At 67.5% G+C, this 15,675-nt stretch carries 18 protein-coding genes; 6 read left to right on the forward strand and 12 right to left on the reverse strand.

The window, feature by feature from the left end; all coding sequences use genetic code 11:
• Positions 1–4: 4 nt before the first annotated feature.
• Positions 5–529 carry a gamma carbonic anhydrase family protein gene (locus tag FHD67_RS07590; protein WP_045998864.1) on the reverse strand — a complete coding sequence of 175 codons (525 nt, stop codon included), beginning with the start codon at positions 527–529 and terminating at the stop codon, positions 5–7.
• Positions 526–1,158 (reverse strand): guanylate kinase, encoded by a 633-nt coding sequence (gmk, locus tag FHD67_RS07595; protein ID WP_176695079.1) that lies wholly within the window; start codon positions 1,156–1,158, stop codon positions 526–528. Before gmk ends, FHD67_RS07590 begins: the two co-directional genes overlap by 4 nt.
• Before the next feature lie 194 nt (positions 1,159–1,352).
• On the opposite strand from gmk, the gene FHD67_RS07600 reads away from it, so the two are divergent.
• A complete protein-coding gene (locus FHD67_RS07600; protein WP_246071257.1) occupies positions 1,353–2,126 on the forward strand; it encodes a PAS domain-containing protein in 774 nt (257 codons plus the stop codon).
• On the opposite strand, the gene FHD67_RS07605 is transcribed toward FHD67_RS07600, so the two are convergent.
• From FHD67_RS07605 to FHD67_RS07645, 9 genes are all read right to left on the reverse strand, one after another.
• Entirely contained in the window at positions 2,123–3,106 is a 984-nt protein-coding gene (locus FHD67_RS07605) for a GNAT family N-acetyltransferase (RefSeq protein ID WP_139598349.1), read from the reverse strand. The two genes, FHD67_RS07600 and FHD67_RS07605, sit on opposite strands and share 4 nt — an antisense overlap.
• 3 nt (positions 3,107–3,109) lie before the next feature.
• Complete coding sequence (gene rnd, locus FHD67_RS07610) at positions 3,110–4,279, reverse strand: ribonuclease D (RefSeq protein ID WP_139598392.1); 1,170 nt, start codon at positions 4,277–4,279, stop codon at positions 3,110–3,112.
• Positions 4,280–4,390: 111 nt separating this feature from the next.
• Positions 4,391–4,750: a monovalent cation/H(+) antiporter subunit G gene (gene mnhG, locus FHD67_RS07615; RefSeq protein WP_052715061.1), complete on the reverse strand. Its 360-nt coding sequence runs from the start codon at positions 4,748–4,750 to the stop codon at positions 4,391–4,393.
• On the reverse strand, positions 4,747–5,037 hold the full coding sequence (locus tag FHD67_RS07620; RefSeq protein ID WP_052715060.1) for a monovalent cation/H+ antiporter complex subunit F: 291 nt from the start codon (positions 5,035–5,037) through the stop codon (positions 4,747–4,749). The genes mnhG and FHD67_RS07620 overlap by 4 nt, the downstream gene beginning before the upstream one ends.
• Positions 5,038–5,042: 5 nt before the next feature.
• On the reverse strand, positions 5,043–5,519 hold the full coding sequence (locus FHD67_RS07625) for a Na+/H+ antiporter subunit E (RefSeq protein ID WP_045998861.1): 477 nt from the start codon (positions 5,517–5,519) through the stop codon (positions 5,043–5,045).
• Positions 5,516–7,015, reverse strand: coding sequence for a Na+/H+ antiporter subunit D (locus FHD67_RS07630; RefSeq protein ID WP_139598350.1), 1,500 nt, complete (start codon positions 7,013–7,015; stop codon positions 5,516–5,518). Before FHD67_RS07630 ends, FHD67_RS07625 begins: the two co-directional genes overlap by 4 nt.
• Positions 7,012–7,380: a Na+/H+ antiporter subunit C gene (locus FHD67_RS07635; RefSeq protein ID WP_232303266.1), complete on the reverse strand. Its 369-nt coding sequence runs from the start codon at positions 7,378–7,380 to the stop codon at positions 7,012–7,014. The genes FHD67_RS07630 and FHD67_RS07635 overlap by 4 nt, the downstream gene beginning before the upstream one ends.
• 7 nt (positions 7,381–7,387) lie before the next feature.
• Positions 7,388–7,804, reverse strand: a complete 417-nt coding sequence (locus tag FHD67_RS07640) for a Na+/H+ antiporter subunit B (protein WP_139598351.1) — start codon at positions 7,802–7,804, stop codon at positions 7,388–7,390.
• A 1-nt stretch (position 7,805) separates the two neighbouring features.
• Entirely contained in the window at positions 7,806–10,091 is a 2,286-nt protein-coding gene (locus tag FHD67_RS07645; RefSeq protein ID WP_139598352.1) for a putative monovalent cation/H+ antiporter subunit A, read from the reverse strand.
• Positions 10,092–10,483: 392 nt separating this feature from the next.
• Between FHD67_RS07645 and FHD67_RS07650 the strand changes: the two genes are divergently transcribed.
• The 3 genes from FHD67_RS07650 (at position 10,484) to gndA (ending at position 13,066) form a co-directional block, all read left to right on the forward strand.
• Positions 10,484–11,026: a biotin transporter BioY gene (locus FHD67_RS07650; RefSeq protein WP_139598353.1), complete on the forward strand. Its 543-nt coding sequence runs from the start codon at positions 10,484–10,486 to the stop codon at positions 11,024–11,026.
• Positions 11,027–11,166: 140 nt separating this feature from the next.
• Entirely contained in the window at positions 11,167–11,628 is a 462-nt protein-coding gene (locus FHD67_RS07655; protein WP_342775277.1) for a PaaI family thioesterase, read from the forward strand.
• Between the two features lie 37 nt (positions 11,629–11,665).
• Positions 11,666–13,066: an NADP-dependent phosphogluconate dehydrogenase gene (gene gndA, locus FHD67_RS07660; protein ID WP_139598354.1), complete on the forward strand. Its 1,401-nt coding sequence runs from the start codon at positions 11,666–11,668 to the stop codon at positions 13,064–13,066.
• On the opposite strand, the gene FHD67_RS07665 is transcribed toward gndA, so the two are convergent.
• On the reverse strand, positions 13,067–13,570 hold the full coding sequence (locus tag FHD67_RS07665) for a MarR family winged helix-turn-helix transcriptional regulator (protein ID WP_045998853.1): 504 nt from the start codon (positions 13,568–13,570) through the stop codon (positions 13,067–13,069).
• Positions 13,571–13,787: 217 nt separating this feature from the next.
• Here FHD67_RS07665 and ectA point away from each other — a divergent pair, with 217 nt between their 5' ends.
• Entirely contained in the window at positions 13,788–14,324 is a 537-nt protein-coding gene (gene ectA / locus FHD67_RS07670) for a diaminobutyrate acetyltransferase (RefSeq protein ID WP_139598355.1), read from the forward strand.
• Between the two features lie 55 nt (positions 14,325–14,379).
• Positions 14,380–15,675, forward strand: a complete 1,296-nt coding sequence (ectB, locus tag FHD67_RS07675; RefSeq protein ID WP_139598356.1) for a diaminobutyrate--2-oxoglutarate transaminase — start codon at positions 14,380–14,382, stop codon at positions 15,673–15,675.

Raw genomic sequence — 15,675 nt, forward strand, 5'->3', positions numbered from 1 at the left:
CGCGTCAGTCCCCCGCCGGCGACAGCCCGGCCCGGAACCGCGCTGCGTTGTCCCGGTACCGCGCCGCGGATGCCCGCAGCCCCGCCTGCGCATCGGCGTCCAGCATCCGGACGACGCGGCCCGGGGCGCCCATGACCAGCGCGCCGCCGGGGATCACCTTGCCTTCGGGAATCAGCGCCCCCGCCCCGATCAGCGCACCCGCGCCGATGACCGCGCCGTTCAGCACCGTCGCCCCCATGCCGATCAGCGCACCTTCGCCGATCCGGCACCCGTGCAGGATCGCACGGTGCCCGATCGTGCAATCGGCCCCGATCACCAGCGGATGGCCCGGATCGGTGTGCAGCACGCACAAGTCCTGGACATTGCTGCCCTGCCCCACCTCGATCACCTCGGTATCACCGCGCAGCACCGCCCCGAACCAGACCGAGGCGCCCGGCGCCAGTACGATCCGCCCCATCACCTGCGCGTCCGGCGCGACCCAGGCCTGCGGGTCGATCTGCGGCGTGATCCCGTCCAGCGACCAGATCATGCGACACCTTCGGACATCAGGTCGCGGACAAAGGCGCCCAGCCCCGCCTGCCGGTCGCGACGCAGGCGTTCCGCCGTCAGGATGGCACGCATCCGCGCCTCGGTCTGGTCCAGGTCGTCGTTGACCAGAACGTAATCGTATTCGGCCCAGTGGCTGATCTCGGATCGGCTTTTCTGCATGCGCCCGGCGATGACCGCGTCGCTGTCCTGGCCGCGGCCGCGCAGGCGGCGTTCCAGTTCGGGCAGCGACGGCGGCAGCACGAAGATCGACACGACATGCGCCCCAAGGGCCGATGCCCGGATCTGTTGGCCGCCCTGCCAGTCGACGTCGAACAGCGTGTCGCGCCCGGCCAGCATCGCCTGTTCGACCGGCCCGCGCGGGCTGCCGTAAAGGTTTCCGAAGACCTCGGCATGTTCCAGCATCTGCCCCTCGGCGACCATCCGCAGAAAGCCGTCGCGGGTGGTGAAATGGTAATGCTCTCCGTCGATTTCTCCGGGCCGCGGCGCCCGCGTGGTGGCCGAGACCGAAAAGCGCAGCCCCGCGTCCCAGTCCATCAACCGCCGCGCCAGCGTGGATTTCCCCGCCCCGGAGGGCGATGACAGGATGACCATCAGGCCGGTGCGTTCGATCATGGCGGCATGTTCCCTGGCGGTTGGTCGCGATGCGTCCGGGGATGCCCCGTCGCGCCGCAGGGGTCAAGACCCGCAACCGGAAGGCATCTTAACCATTCGTTCATTAAATGACTCGGCGAGCGGGCGGGGAACGCGCTATTGTCAGGGGTGAGCAGTGACCGGCCGTGGCCGGAGAGAGTAAAGGGTTGACCGTGCCGGACCGGGAAGACGGACCAGACACCAAGCCGGGAATGCCGCCCCAGGATGCCATGGGACGGATCGTGCGCCTGCAGGACTATGAAACCTGCACGCCGGACCGCGTTCTGCGCGAGATGCGCGAATACTGGGACGGCATCCGCAAGGGCCGGGCCATACCGGCGCGGTCGGATGTCGATCCGCGGGGCATCGCGCGCACGCTGGATTACGCGTTCATCCTGGAACGCATCGCGCCGGGCGCGGGTCGCCTGCGTCTGGCGGGGCGGCACCTGATCGACCTGATGGGCATGGAGGTGCGCGGCATGCCCGTCTGCGCCTTCCTGAACACATCGTCGCGGGGACGGTTCTCGGACGTGCTGGAAAGCGTGTTCAAGGCGCCCCAGATGGCGCGGCTGACGCTGCAGGGCAAGCCCGACTATGGCCGCCCGCAGCTGAACGCCCAGATGCTGCTGCTGCCGCTTCGGTCGGATCTGGGCGACGTCACCCGCGCCCTGGGCTGCCTGGTGGCAGAGGGCGACACCGGCATCGCGCCCCGCCGCTTCGACATCCTGGCGGATGAGGTCATGCCGATCATCGAAGGCGGCACGACGGTCAAGCCCTCGCCCTCGGCCATCGGCTTTGCCGAAGGACGCGCCGATTTCAAGCCGCGCGGGGCCTTGCCGGACAAACCCGCAGCGGAAAAGCCCCTGCGCGGTTTCCCCCAGGCCGAAACCCCCGAGGAACGGCGCGCCCTGTTCCGGGTCATTCAGCCCCGACAGCCCGACGCCTAGCCCAGCAGCCCCGGCCGCCAGCGATACAGCGCGGCCGGCGCCGGCGTCGCACGCCCAAGGCTCTGCAGCTCCATATCCTCGCCACGACGGAAACCGAGGTTTTTCAGGATCTTGCGCGACGCATCATTGTCGACGAAGGCACCTGCCAGAACCTCGGGCGGGTCGAACCGCGCCACCAGTTCTGCAAAGACCGCGGCGACCATCTCCTGCCCCAAGCCCTGCCCGGCATGGGCGGGGTCCAGGAAATAGTTCAGGCGCGGCGGTGGGCCTTCGGACAGGCCCACGATGCCGACGACCTGCCCCCTGTATCGGACCGCCAGCCGCAACGGCGGAAGCAACGCGCCCTGCAGCAACAGCGGCTGGACATCGTCCAGTGTCATGGCAGGGTCATAGCGCAGCAGCATCCGCGCCACGTCGGGCTTGGTCACGATGCGGTGCAGCGCGGGCAGGTCGTCGGGGGTCACCGCGTCGATGCGCAGGCGCGGCGTCGTCAACGCGATCGCGTGGCGCTGCTGAAACGTGTCACGGTCAAGATGCAGCATCTCGGCCGGAACCTCGGCCCGCAGCGGGCGCGACTGAAGCACCGTCCGACCATAGGGCCGAAACCCCAGCCAAGCCAGAAGGCGCGCTGAACGGTCGTTGCCGATCAGGCAGTGGGCATGCACCTCGGTCGCGCCGGAGAGGAACAGGCGCGACAGGGCCAGCACGCCCGCGCGCCGGCCGATCCCCTGCCCCTGCCGGTCCGGTGCGATCCAGATGCCAAAGACGCGGCCCGCCTGGACCATGCCGACCAGCCGTCCGTCCAGACGGATCGCATGTTCGTCCAACCCCGCGGCCGCGATGAAATCGCGCGCGTCAGCCGTGCCATAGGGCCAGGGCAGCGTGGTCAGCCAGCGCACGACGTCCCAATCGGCCAGGGCTGCCGCGATGTCGTCGGCATCCTCGGGCCAGGGGCGCGTCAGGGCGACCGGCGGGTGCATCGCCTATCCGACCGGCACGACCCGGACCGCGCCGCCCTTGGCCGACAGCGCGATCTCCCCGGCGGCCAGGCGCAAAGCGTCGCGGCCAAAGACCTCGGCCCGCCAGCCCTGCAATGCCGGCAGGTCACGGCTGCCGGTGGCCAGCGCGTCCAGTTCGGACGACGACGCGATCAGCTTGGGCGCGACGCCAGCCGCATCGGCCTTGGCCTTCAGCAGCACGCGCAGCAGGTCCGACAGGGCGGCATTGCCGGGCTTGCCGGGTTCGTCGCCCTTGGGCTGGGGCAGGTCCTTGGATTCGATCCCGGCCTTGACCGCGGCCAGGATGCCGTTGGCGATGTCGCCCTTGCGCGCCTCGCGCAGCAGAAGACGGGACTTGCCCAGATCGGCCTCGGTCAGCGGCTTGGTCGAGGCCAACTCGATCATCGCGTCATCCTTGTAGACGCGGCTGCGGGGGATGTCGCGGGCCTGGGCATAGCTTTCGCGGAACCGCGCCAGTTCGCGCAGGATCGCCAGAAAGCGGGGCGAGTTGGTGCGGGTGCGCACCTTGAGCCAGGCCTCCTCGGGGCGGGTGATATACGTCTCGGGGTCCTCCAGGACCGCGATCTCCTCGGCCAGCCACGCCTCGCGGCCGGTCTTCTTCAGCTCGGCCGACAGGTATTCATAGATCACCCGCAGATGGGTCACGTCGGCCAGCGCATAGGCGGCCTGCGCATCCGACAGCGGACGGCGCGACCAGTCGGTAAAACGCGACGACTTGTCCAGGTCGGCCCGGGCGATCTTGCGGACCAGCGTCTCGTAGCCGACCTGTTCGCCAAAACCGCAGACCATGGCCGCGACCTGGGTGTCGAACAGCGGCACCGGGAACAGCTGCGCGTCGTGATAGAAGATCTCCAGATCCTGGCGGGCGGCATGGAACACCTTGACCGTCGCCTCGTGGCGGAACAGGTCATAAAGCGGTTCCAGCGACAGCTCCTCGGACAGGGGATCGACCAAGACGACGTCGCCCCCGCCGGTCTTGGCCGTCGATGCCGGCGGGATCGCCAGCTGGATCAGGCACAGCTTGGACCAATAGGTCCGCTCGCGCAGGAACTCCGTGTCGACGGTCACATAGGGGGCAAGCTTTGCGGCCTCGCAGAAACGGGCGAGGTCTTCGGTGCGGGTGATGGTGGGGATGTCCTGGCTCATGCGCTCTTTCAGATCGGGCGGTTCGTCCGCCAATTGGACAGCTTTACGCCCACGGCAGCGCGTTGAAAAGCCCCGTCGCCCGCCGCCGGGGCACAGGTCCTAGTCCGGCGCCTGCTCGCCCGGACGGGCGCGCAGCGCGTCGGCCACGCCGTCCTCGCAGACGGTCCGGTCGACCATCGGCACGCCAGTGCGAAAGGCCGCTCGGCCGATCAGATGGGCCGCGACCGGCGCGGTCATCAGCAAGAACAGGATCGCCGCCACCGCCCGCGCGATGACCGTCCCTTCGGCGAACTGCACGGCCACGGCCACCAGGATCAGGCCCGAACCCAGCGTTCCCGCCTTGGTCGAGGCATGCATCCGCGTCAGCAGGTCGGGCAGCCGCAGCACCCCCATCCCCGCCGCGAAACAGAAAATGCCGCCGGACAGCACCAAGATCGCCACGATGATGTCATGCATCATGTCAGTTCCTCCGCCTTGAGCAGAATGCGACGCTCCAGATAGCGCGCCAGGCACACGGTCGCCAGAAAGCCGACCAGTGCCAGCACGACGGCCACATCCAGAAAGCCCGCGCTGCCCGACAGCAGCGCCGTCAGGCCGCCGAACGAGACCAGCTGCACCGTCATCAGGTCCAGCGCCACGATCCGGTCCGCCAGGCTTGGCCCCCGCACCAGCCGGATCGCGGCCAGCACGACGCCCAGGATCACCAGGGCAAAGCCGAACAGGATTACAAATTCCAGCAGGGTCATGTCGTTCACTCCGTCGCCTCGCGGACCCAGACCTCGAACCGGTCGCGGATCTGCGCGCGGATCGCGTCCGGGTCGTCGCCAAACATTGCGTGGATATACAGCGTGCTGCGGTCCTCGGACACGTCGAGGCTGAGCGTGCCCGGGGTCAGCGAGATGAAGTTGGCCAGCAGCGTGATCTGCAGGTCGGTCGTCACCGTGATGGGCACCGCGATCAGCGCGGGCTGCGACGACTGTCCGGGCGTCAGCACGTCGCGCACGACCGGGATCGAGCTGACCACCAGTTCATAGACGAACATCACGATCAGCCGCGTCCAGTAGTAGAGGCGCCGGAAATAGACCCCGGTATCGGGAAACAGCGGACGGACCAGCCACATCGCGGCCATGCCGACCAGATAGCCGGTCGTCAGTCCCCCCAGGGTCAACCCGCCGGTCAACGCGACCCAGGCAAAGGCCAGCACCATGTTGATGGCGAACAGGTTCATGGCTGCACCCCCAGGACGGTCGTGACATAGTCGGTCGGATCAAGCAGCTGCGCGGCCGCCCGTTCGGCGAACAGCACGAAGGATTCCGGGAACAGGCCGATGATGCAGGTCAGCGCTGCCAGCGCGACGATCGGCAGCATCAGCGCCATCCGGTCGCCCATCGGCAGGTCCGACAGACGCGGCTTGACCCCGTCCGGATGCGCCGGCCAGAAGGCCGAGCCCCAGATCTTGGTCATCGAGAAGATGGTCAGCAGACCGACCGCCAGCGACACCCCGGCCACGAACCACATTTCCAGGTCCAGCGCGGCTTTGACGACCACGTATTTCGCCCAGAAGCCCGACAGCGGCGGAAAGCCCGCCAGCGAGAATGCCGGGATCAGGAACAGGAAGGCCAGCACCGGCGCATGGGCGTAAAGGCCGCCGATGCGCGCCAGATCGGTCGATCCGGCAATGCGCTTGGCCACGCCCGCGACGAAGAACAGGTTCGCCTTCACGATGATATGGTGGACCAGGTAGAACACCGCCCCCATCAGGCCAAGCGGCGTGTATAGCGCCAGTCCCAGGACCATGTAGCCGATCTGGCTGATGATGTGGAACGACAGGATGCGACGGAAGTCGTTCATCGCCGCAGCGCCCAGAACGCCCGTGACCATCGTCACCACCGACGCCCACAGCAGGATCGTGTGCGTGAACCCGACATCCTGGTCGAAGACCAGCGTGAACATCCGGATCAGGGCATAGACGCCCACCTTGGTCAGCAGGCCCGCGAAGATCGCCGACACCGCCACCGGGGGCGTGTGATAGGAGGCCGGCAGCCAGAAGAACAGCGGGAACAGCGCCGCCTTGACGCCGAAGGCCACCATGAACATCACCGCGACAGTGGTCAGCAGGCCGGTATTCTCGACCTCGCGGACGGCCAGGTGCAGGTCGGCCATGTTCAGCGTACCGGTCAGGCCGTACAGCAGACCGGTTCCCGCCAGGAACATGATCGTCGAGACCAGGTTCAACAACACGTACTTGATGCCGCCGTCCAGCTGTTCGCGGCTGGCCCCCAGCACCAGCAGGCCGAAGCTGGAGATCAGCATGACCTCGAACCAGACATACAGGTTGAACAGGTCGCCCGTGACGAAGGCCCCGCAGACGCCCATCAGCAGCGTCTGCAGCAGGGCGTGAAAACCCAGCCGTTCCAGCCGTTGGGGGATTTCGGACAGGGTATAGATCACCGTGGCGAGGCCGGTGATGGCGGTGATGACGACCATGACCGCACCCAGCAGGTCGGCCACCAGCGTGATGCCGAAGGGCGCCTGCCAGTTGGACATCTGGGCGGCGACGACGCCCTCCTCCAGCACCTCGGCCATCAGGACGACGCTGGCCAGCAAGAGCGCGACCGTCCCCGCGACAGAGATCCAGCGCCCGGCGGGCGATTTGCGGAACAGATAGGACAGGACCGCCGTCAGCAGCGGGATCAGGATCGGATAGACCAGAAGCCAGCTCATTTCCCGGCCTCCTTGCCCGCATCGACGGGCTCGGCCACGCGCATCTCGTCGCTGTTGACGGTGCCCAGGGTCATGAACGCGCGATAGACCAGCGCCAGGGTGAAGGCCAGCAGGCCGAACCCGATCACGATCGCGGTCAGCACCAGCGCCTGCGGCAGGGCGTTCGCGACGACGCCGGTGGGCGCATATTCGCCCGCATCAATCAGCGGGGGCGCGCCCGGGGTCAGACGGCCGCTGGCAAAGATTAGCAGGTTGACCGCGTTCGACAGCAGCGCCAGCCCGAACAGGAAGCGCAGGATGTTGCGGTCCAGCATCAGATAGACCGACGCGGCGACAAGGACGCCGACGGACAGGGCAAGCAGCATTTCCAAATCAGATCTCCTGTTCCAGGGCAAAGACCAGGGTCAGGATTCCGCCGAAGACGGCCATGTAGACTCCGATGTCGAAGACAAGGACGGTGGACAGCGGCACATAGCTGTCGCCGTCGCGAAACAGGAACAGCCACTGTCCGGTGAAGAAGGGCTGGCCCGCGAAGGCCGCGCCGATGCCCCCCAGGGCCGCGACGCCCAGGCCCGCCATCGCCAGGTTCGACGGATCGATGCGCAGCGCGGCCTGCGCCTCGTCGACCGAGGTGGCGATGGTATAGAGGATGAACGCCGTGGCCCCGATCAGCCCGCCGATGAAGCCCCCGCCGGGCAGGTTGTGCCCGCGCAGCAGCGCATAGACCGAGAACATCAGCAGCAGGGCCGCCAGCAGGCGCGTGGTGGTGGTCAGGATCAGCGACTGCATCTCAGCTCTCCTCCTCGGGCTTGCGGCGGGTGGCACCGCGCAGCAGGGCGAACGCGGCGATGGCGGCGATGGCCACGACGGTAATCTCTCCGAACGTATCCAAGGCGCGGAAGTCGACCAGGATGACGTTGACGATGTTGCGGCCATGCGCCTCGGGATAGGACGCGGCCTCGAAGAAGGACGTCAGGCGGCGGTCGAAATCGGTCGCCATCACCGACATCAGCAAGAAGGTCGTGACCAGGCCCGCGCCCCCCGCGATGACCGCGTGTCCGGTGCGGAACCGGGTCTTGGACCGGCGCGGCAGATAGGGCAGGCGCAGCATGACGACGCTGACCAGCACGACGACCAGCACCTCGACCAGCAGCTGGGTGATGGCCACGTCGGGGGCGCTGAACATGATGAAGATCAGCGACACGCCGATGCCCGACGCGCCCATCCCGGCGATGGCCGTCATGCGGCTGTGCGTCCAGACGGTCAGGATCGCGCCCGCCACGATCAGGCCCAGCACCGTCCATTGGATCGGGTGCACGCCCTCGGCCGACAGGCCCGGCACGCCCTGGAACGCGCCCTTGATCAGATACGAGCCGCCGACCATCACGACAAAGGTCGCGAACATCACGGCCATGTAGCGCTGCAGGCTGCCGGTCTGGATCAGGTTGGTCTGCCAGGCGGCGAAGGCCTTGAACCCGTCCAGCAGACGGTCCCAGCCCGCGTCGAAATCGATCGGGCTGCGCGCCTCGAACGCGGCCAGGCGATCGCGGATCGCCTGATGGCGGCGATAGACCAGCCAGCCCGCCAGGAAGGTCAGCAGCGACAGGATCAGCGCCATGTTGATGCCGCCCCACAGGTACAGGTGCACCTCGCGGACCTCTCCGAAGACGGCATGGGTGGCGGGTCCGACCAGGTAGTGGCCCAGCACGCCCGGCAGCAGGCCGAAGATCAGCGACAGTGCGCCAAGGACCAGCGGACCCGCCAGCATCGCCCACGGCCCCTCATGTGGAGTGGTGGGGGTCGGGCGCAGATCGCCGCGGAACGGCTTGAGCGCGACGATGCCGCCGACGGCAAACATCAGGACCGATGCCGCGAAGGCCATCGCGGTCACCCAGAACGCGCCGAACCCGTCCAGCCCCATGCCGGCCTTGTACATGAATTCCTTGCCGATAAAGCCGATCATCGGCGGAATGCCCGCCATGCTGATCGCGGCCAGCGCGGCGGCAAGCCCGGTCAGCGGCATCGCCTTGGACAGGCCGCCCAGGACACCCGCATCGCGCGTGCCGGTGGCATGATCGACGATGCCGATCATCAGGAACAGCGCCGCCTTGTAGAGCGAATGCACCACCAGGAACAGCATTGCCGCGACGATGGCGTAATGCGTGCCCGCGCCGATGAACATGGTCAGCGTGCCCAGCGCCATCAGCGTGGTATAGGCCAGCACCTGCTTGATGTCGGTCTGGCGCAGCGCCATGACCGAGGCGAAGACCGCCGTGACCCCGCCGAACAGCGTCAGGATCCAGAACCACGCATCCGTCCCGCCCAGCGCGGGGTTCATGCGCGCCATCAGGAACACGCCCGCCTTCACCATCGTGGCCGAATGCAGATAGGCCGATACGGGCGTAGGGGCCGCCATCGCGTTGGGCAGCCAGAAGTGGAACGGCACCTGCGCCGATTTCGTGAACGCGCCCGCCAGGAACAGCAGCAGGATGCCCAGGTACCAGGGATGCGCGCGGATCATGTCGCCCATCGTCACGATCTGCGACAGCTGCGACGTGCCCGCGACCGTGCCCAGCACGATCAGGCCGGCCAGCAGGATCAGCCCCCCCGTCCCCGTCACCAGCAGCGCCTGCAGCGCGGACCGGCGCGACGCCGCGCTGTCGGCGTTGAAGCCGATCAGCAGATAGGACGCGATGGTCGTGATCTCCCAGAACACGAACAGCATGATCAGGTTGTCGGCCAGGACCAGGCCCAGCATGCCGACCATGAACATCAGCAGATAGCTGACGAAACGCGGATAATCCGGGTGATCGCCCAGATAGCGCGCCGAATACAGCGTGACCGCCGCGCCGATCCCGGTGATCAGCAGGGCGAATGTCATCGACAGCCCGTCCAGAAGGACCGACAGCTGCACCCCCAGCGAGGGCACCCAGTCAAAGCCATAGACCTGCGGGCCTTGCGCGATTTCCGGCAGCAGTCCCAGGAAGTACAGGAACAGGATCGTCGGGAACGCGATCGAGATCCAGCCCGCAGGCCCTCCCATGACGCGGTCCACCGATGGATAGTCGTCAGCCATGTCTCGAACCCTTGTCGCGGCATGCAATTGGCGGATGGCTTAGCACCCTTGGTCGGCGGAAAACAGTCGCTTGGGGCGGCTAAATCGGCGCTGACGACCGAAAATTGCGCATCGAGGCACGGTGGCCGCCCTTACGTGCGCGCGCGCCCTGTAAATAGGTATCGGGTTTCCGGCCGCATCCGTCCGGTGACCCCTGCGGTCGCCGGATTGCGACATTTTGGCGCAGCGTTTCGAGCATCGAAAATGCCGCGTCGACAGGGCCTTGCGGCCGCATGTCCGGCGCCTGTCATCTGAAGGCTTGTGCGTGCCCCCCCGTTTGGGGTCTGATGCGCGGCAACCGGGGCGCAGCAGGCTGCCCTCGATTCGCGACATCTCGATGAAAGGGACATCCCATGCTGCTCGCACGCGACCGCATCGCCGAACAAAGCCTTGGCGCCAAGATCGGACTGACCCTGGCCGCCGCCGCGCTGATCGCGCTTGGCGCCAGGGTGCAGGTGCCGTTCTGGCCGGTGCCGATGACGCTGCAGACGCTGGCTGTGCTGGTCATCGCCGCCGGTCTGGGGCCGCGCCTCGGCCTGGCCGCGATGGGGGCGTACATGGCGGCGGGGCTGGCCGGGCTGCCGGTCTTTGCCGGTTCGCCGGAACGCGGGCTGGGCCTGGCCTATCTGGCGGGGCCTACCACCGGCTTTCTGATCGGCATGGCCCTGTCCATGATCGTGACCGGCGCGCTGGCGCAGGGCCGCGGCCTGGGCATGCGGGCGGTGGCGATGCTGGCCGGGACCGTGGCGATCTATGTGCCCGGCCTGATCTGGCTGTCGGCCTTCGTGCCGGCCGACCGGCTGCTTGCCGTGGGCGTCGCACCCTTCATCCTGGGCGATATGGTCAAGATCGCCCTGGGCGCGCTGGCCCTGCAGGCGGTCACCCGCCGCGGTTGAACCAGACCGCCGAATGACCGCGACGGGGCCCCATGCGGGCCCCGTTTCGCATGGTGACCCCGCGTCCGTCCCGCCATCGGGGCTTTTCCCCTGCCCCGCCCGCGCCCAGACTGCGCCCAAGCCAGCAGGAGGAGCAGCGCTTGACCCCCACCACCCTGACACCCGACACCATCGCCCGCATCGAGGACAGCTTTCGCAACCAGGGCCTGATGCGCCATCTTGGTGCCGAGATCGCCGCCATCCGCCCTGCCGAGGTCACGCTGCGCCTGCCCTTCCGGCCGGAACTGACCCAGCAGATGGGATATTTTCATGCCGGCGCAACCACGGCCTTGGCCGACAGCGCCGGGGGCTATGCCGCGCTGACGCTGTTCCCCCAGGGCGACGACGTGCTGACGACCGAATTCAAGCTGAACCTGCTGAACCCCGCGCAAGGCGACTGGCTGGAGGCCATCGGCCGGGTCGTCAAGGCGGGCCGGACGCTGACCGTGTGCCAGCTGGACGTCCATGCGGTCCACGGATCCGCGCGGACCCATGTCGCGACCGGGCTGCAGACGCTGATCTGCGTCCGGGGCCGCGCCCCCGTGACACCGCCCGGCCGTTAGCGTAAACCGCGACCAAACTATCCGCAGGAGGACGGCGATGGCGCAGGCAGAAATCGGGCTGATCGGGCTTGGGACGATGGGGGCCGCCCTGGCCATGAATATCGCCGAAAAGGGCTTTCCCATTGCCGTGTGGAACCGCACGACCGAGGTTACGCACCGCTTTGCTGCCCAGGCCGGCGATCTGGCCCCCCGCGTGATCCCCACCGATTCCCTGCAGGCGCTGGTCCAGGCCATCACGCCGCCGCGCGCGATCATCCTGATGGTCCCGGCGGGACAGGCGGTCGACGATCAGCTGCAGGCGCTGGCGCCGCTGCTGGACGCCGACGATCTGGTGATCGACGCGGGCAATGCCGATTTTCACGACACCAACCGCCGCGCCGCGGCCGGCCTGCCCTTCCGGTTCCTGGGCATGGGCGTGTCCGGCGGAGAGGAGGGCGCACGCCACGGTCCCGCGATCATGGGCGGCGGCGACGCCGCGGACTGGGACCGCGTGGCGCATGTGATGACCGCCATCTCCGCCAAGGCCGATGACGGCACCCCCTGTGCCGCACGGATGGGCGACGCGGGCGCGGGGCATTTCGTCAAGATGGTCCATAACGGCATCGAATATGCCGACATGCAGATGATCGCCGAGGCCTATGGCCTGATGCGCGACGGGCTGACGCTAGAGGCCCCGGCGATCTCCGACATCTTCGCCGACTGGAACCGCGGCACGCTGTCCAGCTATCTGATCGAGATCTCGGCCAAGGTCACCGCGGCGCGGGACCCGCATACCGGAGCCGCGATGCCCGACGTGATCCTGGACCGCGCCGGCCAGAAGGGCACCGGCCGCTGGACCGCCATCGAGGCGCAGCACCTGTCCGCGCCCATCCCGGTGATCGAGGCTGCGGTGATGGCCCGCAACGTCAGCGCGCGCCTGGACGAACGGCAGGCGGGCCAGGCCCGATTCGGCGCCGCCCCCGGCGCGGTCGACCTGACGCCCGACGATCTGGAACAGGCGCTGATCGCGGGAAAGATCCTGTGCTATGCACAGGGCTTCACGATGATCGCGGGCGCCTCGGAACGGTTCGGCTGGACGCTGGACCTGCCAGAGATCGCACGTGTCTGGCGGGCGGGGTGCATCATCCGGTCGACCATGCTGAACGACATGGCCGACGCGCTGGCGGACGATCCGGCCCGCAACCTGATCATGGCGCCGTTCTTCGCCGACCTGATCGAAGGCGCCCTGCCGGGTCTGCGCCGGGTGGTGTCGCAGGGCATCGCCGCGGGCCACGCCCTGCCCGCCCTGGCATCCGGGCTGATGTGGTTCGACATGATGCGCACCGCGCGCGGTACCGCGAACATGATCCAGGCGCAGCGCGACTTCTTCGGTGCCCACGGGTTCCAGCGCCTGGACGGGATCGACGATCCGCACGGCCCCTGGGGCAGCGCGACCTGATCAGCCGCGCGGGCGGCTGATGTCGCCCAGGGTCAGCAGCGGCGATGCATCGATGCCTTGCGCATTCAGCATCGCCGCGACGCGTTCCAGCGATGCGACCAGCATCGCCTGTTCCCAATCCTGCAGGGCCTGGAAACCGGTCACGAAGTGCTGCTGCAGCGCGTCGGGCGCGTTGCGCAGCGCGTCCAGCCCGGCATCCGTCAGGATCACGTGCAGCTGCCTGCGGTCGGTGCTGGACCGCTGACGCTGCGTCAGGCCCAGCTTGTCCAGCTGATCGACCAGCGCCGTCACGGTCGCCTGGCTGACGCCCATCTGGGTCGACAGCTGGGTCGGCATGGCGGACCGCGTCTCGGTTCCGGCAAGGATCTGCAGGACGCGCAGCTTGGCAGGGGTCAGCTTGGCGGCCTGGGCAAGGTCGCGTTCATAATGCTCGGTGGCGCGCAGGATCCGCCGCAGCGCGATCAGCGCGGCGTCGGTACGCGGAATGGCGGGCGGCTGGCTCATGCCCTCCTGTATGCCATCAGCGCGCGGAACAGGGCAATATGGCATGCTTTCGGAACCTGATATTTCGGCAGGCGAACCTCGCGGTCACGCGGCCGTGTCCAAATATCACGCCAGCGTAAGGTCTTAGACGAAATCCCGCGTATTTTCCACGCCAAGGTTGCAACCAAGACGCGTTTTGACTAGTTAGAGGGACGAAGCAATTGAGGATCCGCCGCCCATGCCCAAAGACGTGCAAGAACTCGAACGCCCCCGCCAGTTGACGCTGCGCAAGCCCGACCCGACCGATGGCGCCGCCATCTGGGAGCTGGTCCGGACCTGCAAGCCGCTGGACGAGAATTCGATGTATTGCAATCTGGTGCAGGCCGAGCATTTCCGCGACACCTGTGTCGTGGCACTGCTGGACGACCAGATCGTGGGCTGGATCTCGGGGCACATGATCCCGAACGAGGACGCGCTTTTCGTGTGGCAGGTTGCTGTCGGACCGGATGCGCGCGGTCTGGGATTGGCCCGCAAGATGCTGACGCATCTGGTGGAACGCGATGAATGCGCCGATGCGCAGCGGCTGAATACGACGATCACCCGCGACAACGACGCGTCCTGGGCTCTGTTCCGCAGCTTTGCCCGCCAGCAGGGCGGGCGGCTGAGCGACGATCCTCACTATACCCGCAACGATCATTTCAACGGACGGCACGCGACCGAGCATATGGTCACGATCACCCTGCCCCGTCACGCCGGTCAGGCCCGCGCCGCCTGATCCCTTTGCCCGTCGAAGCATTCAGACTGACGCACATGATGCGAAAGGACTTCCCATGCCCAAAGACATGACCGCCACCATGCCCGGAACCGCCATTTTCGAACGCCGCGAAAGCGCGGCCCGATCCTATTGCCGGGGGATTCCCACAGTCTTCACCAAAGCCAGCGGCTCGGTGATGACCGGTGCGGACGGACGCGACTACATCGACTTTCTGGCCGGTTGCTCGTCGCTGAACTATGGTCACAACGATCCGGACATGAAGTCCGCACTGATCGACCATATCGCGTGTGACGGAATCGCGCACGGCCTGGATCTGCACACCACGACCAAGGCGGCGTTCCTTGACGCCTTTGAACGCCACATCCTGACGCCGCGCGGCATGGATCATCGCGTGATGTTCACCGGCCCCACCGGTGCCAATGCGGTCGAGGCGGCGATGAAGATCGCCCGCAAGTCGACCGGCCGTACCAATGTCGTGGCCTTCACCAATGGCTTTCATGGCGTGACGATGGGCGCGCTTGCCGCGACCGGCAACGGATACCATCGCGGTGGCGCCGGGATGGAGACGCAGGGCGTGACCCGCGTGCCGTTCGACGGCTATGCCGACGGGCTGGACAGCGCGGCCTTGCTGGACCAAATGCTGTCGGACAATTCGGGCGGCATCGACGCCCCTGCCGCCATCATGCTGGAGACCGTGCAGGGCGAAGGCGGCCTGAACGCCGCGTCCGCCGAATTCGTCCGCGCCATCGCGGATATCGCCAAGCGCCACGGCGCCCTGCTGATCATGGACGACATCCAGGCGGGTTGCGGACGCACGGGCAAGTTCTTCTCGTTCGAGGAGATGGGCGTGATGCCCGACCTGGTGCCGCTGGCAAAATCGATCTCGGGCTTTGGCCTGCCGCTGGCGATGGTTCTGGTGCGCCCGGAACATGACGTCTTCGGTCCGGCCGAACACAACGGCACGTTCCGCGGCAACACCCATGCCTTCGTGACCGCCCGCGTGGCGATCGAGAAGTTCTGGTCCGACGACGCGTTCGAGGCAGATCTGGCGCGGCGCGCCGACCTGATCCAGACCCGGCTGACCGAACTGGCCGAACTGGTGCCCGGCGCCTATCTGAAGGGTCGCGGCCTGATGCGCGGCGTCGACGTCGGATCGGGCGATCTGGCGGCCGCCATCTGCAAGCGCGCCTTCGACGGCGGGCTGATCATCGAGACATCGGGCAACGAGGATCAGGTCGTCAAGGTCCTGGCCCCGCTGACCACCCCCGACACGCTGCTGTCGCGCGGCTTCGACATCCTGCTGGATGCCGCCCGCGACGTCCTTGCCACCACCAAGATTGCTGCGGAGTAA

It is taken from the genome of Paracoccus haeundaensis (assembly GCF_006239215.1).
Taxonomy (GTDB): domain Bacteria; phylum Pseudomonadota; class Alphaproteobacteria; order Rhodobacterales; family Rhodobacteraceae; genus Paracoccus; species Paracoccus marcusii.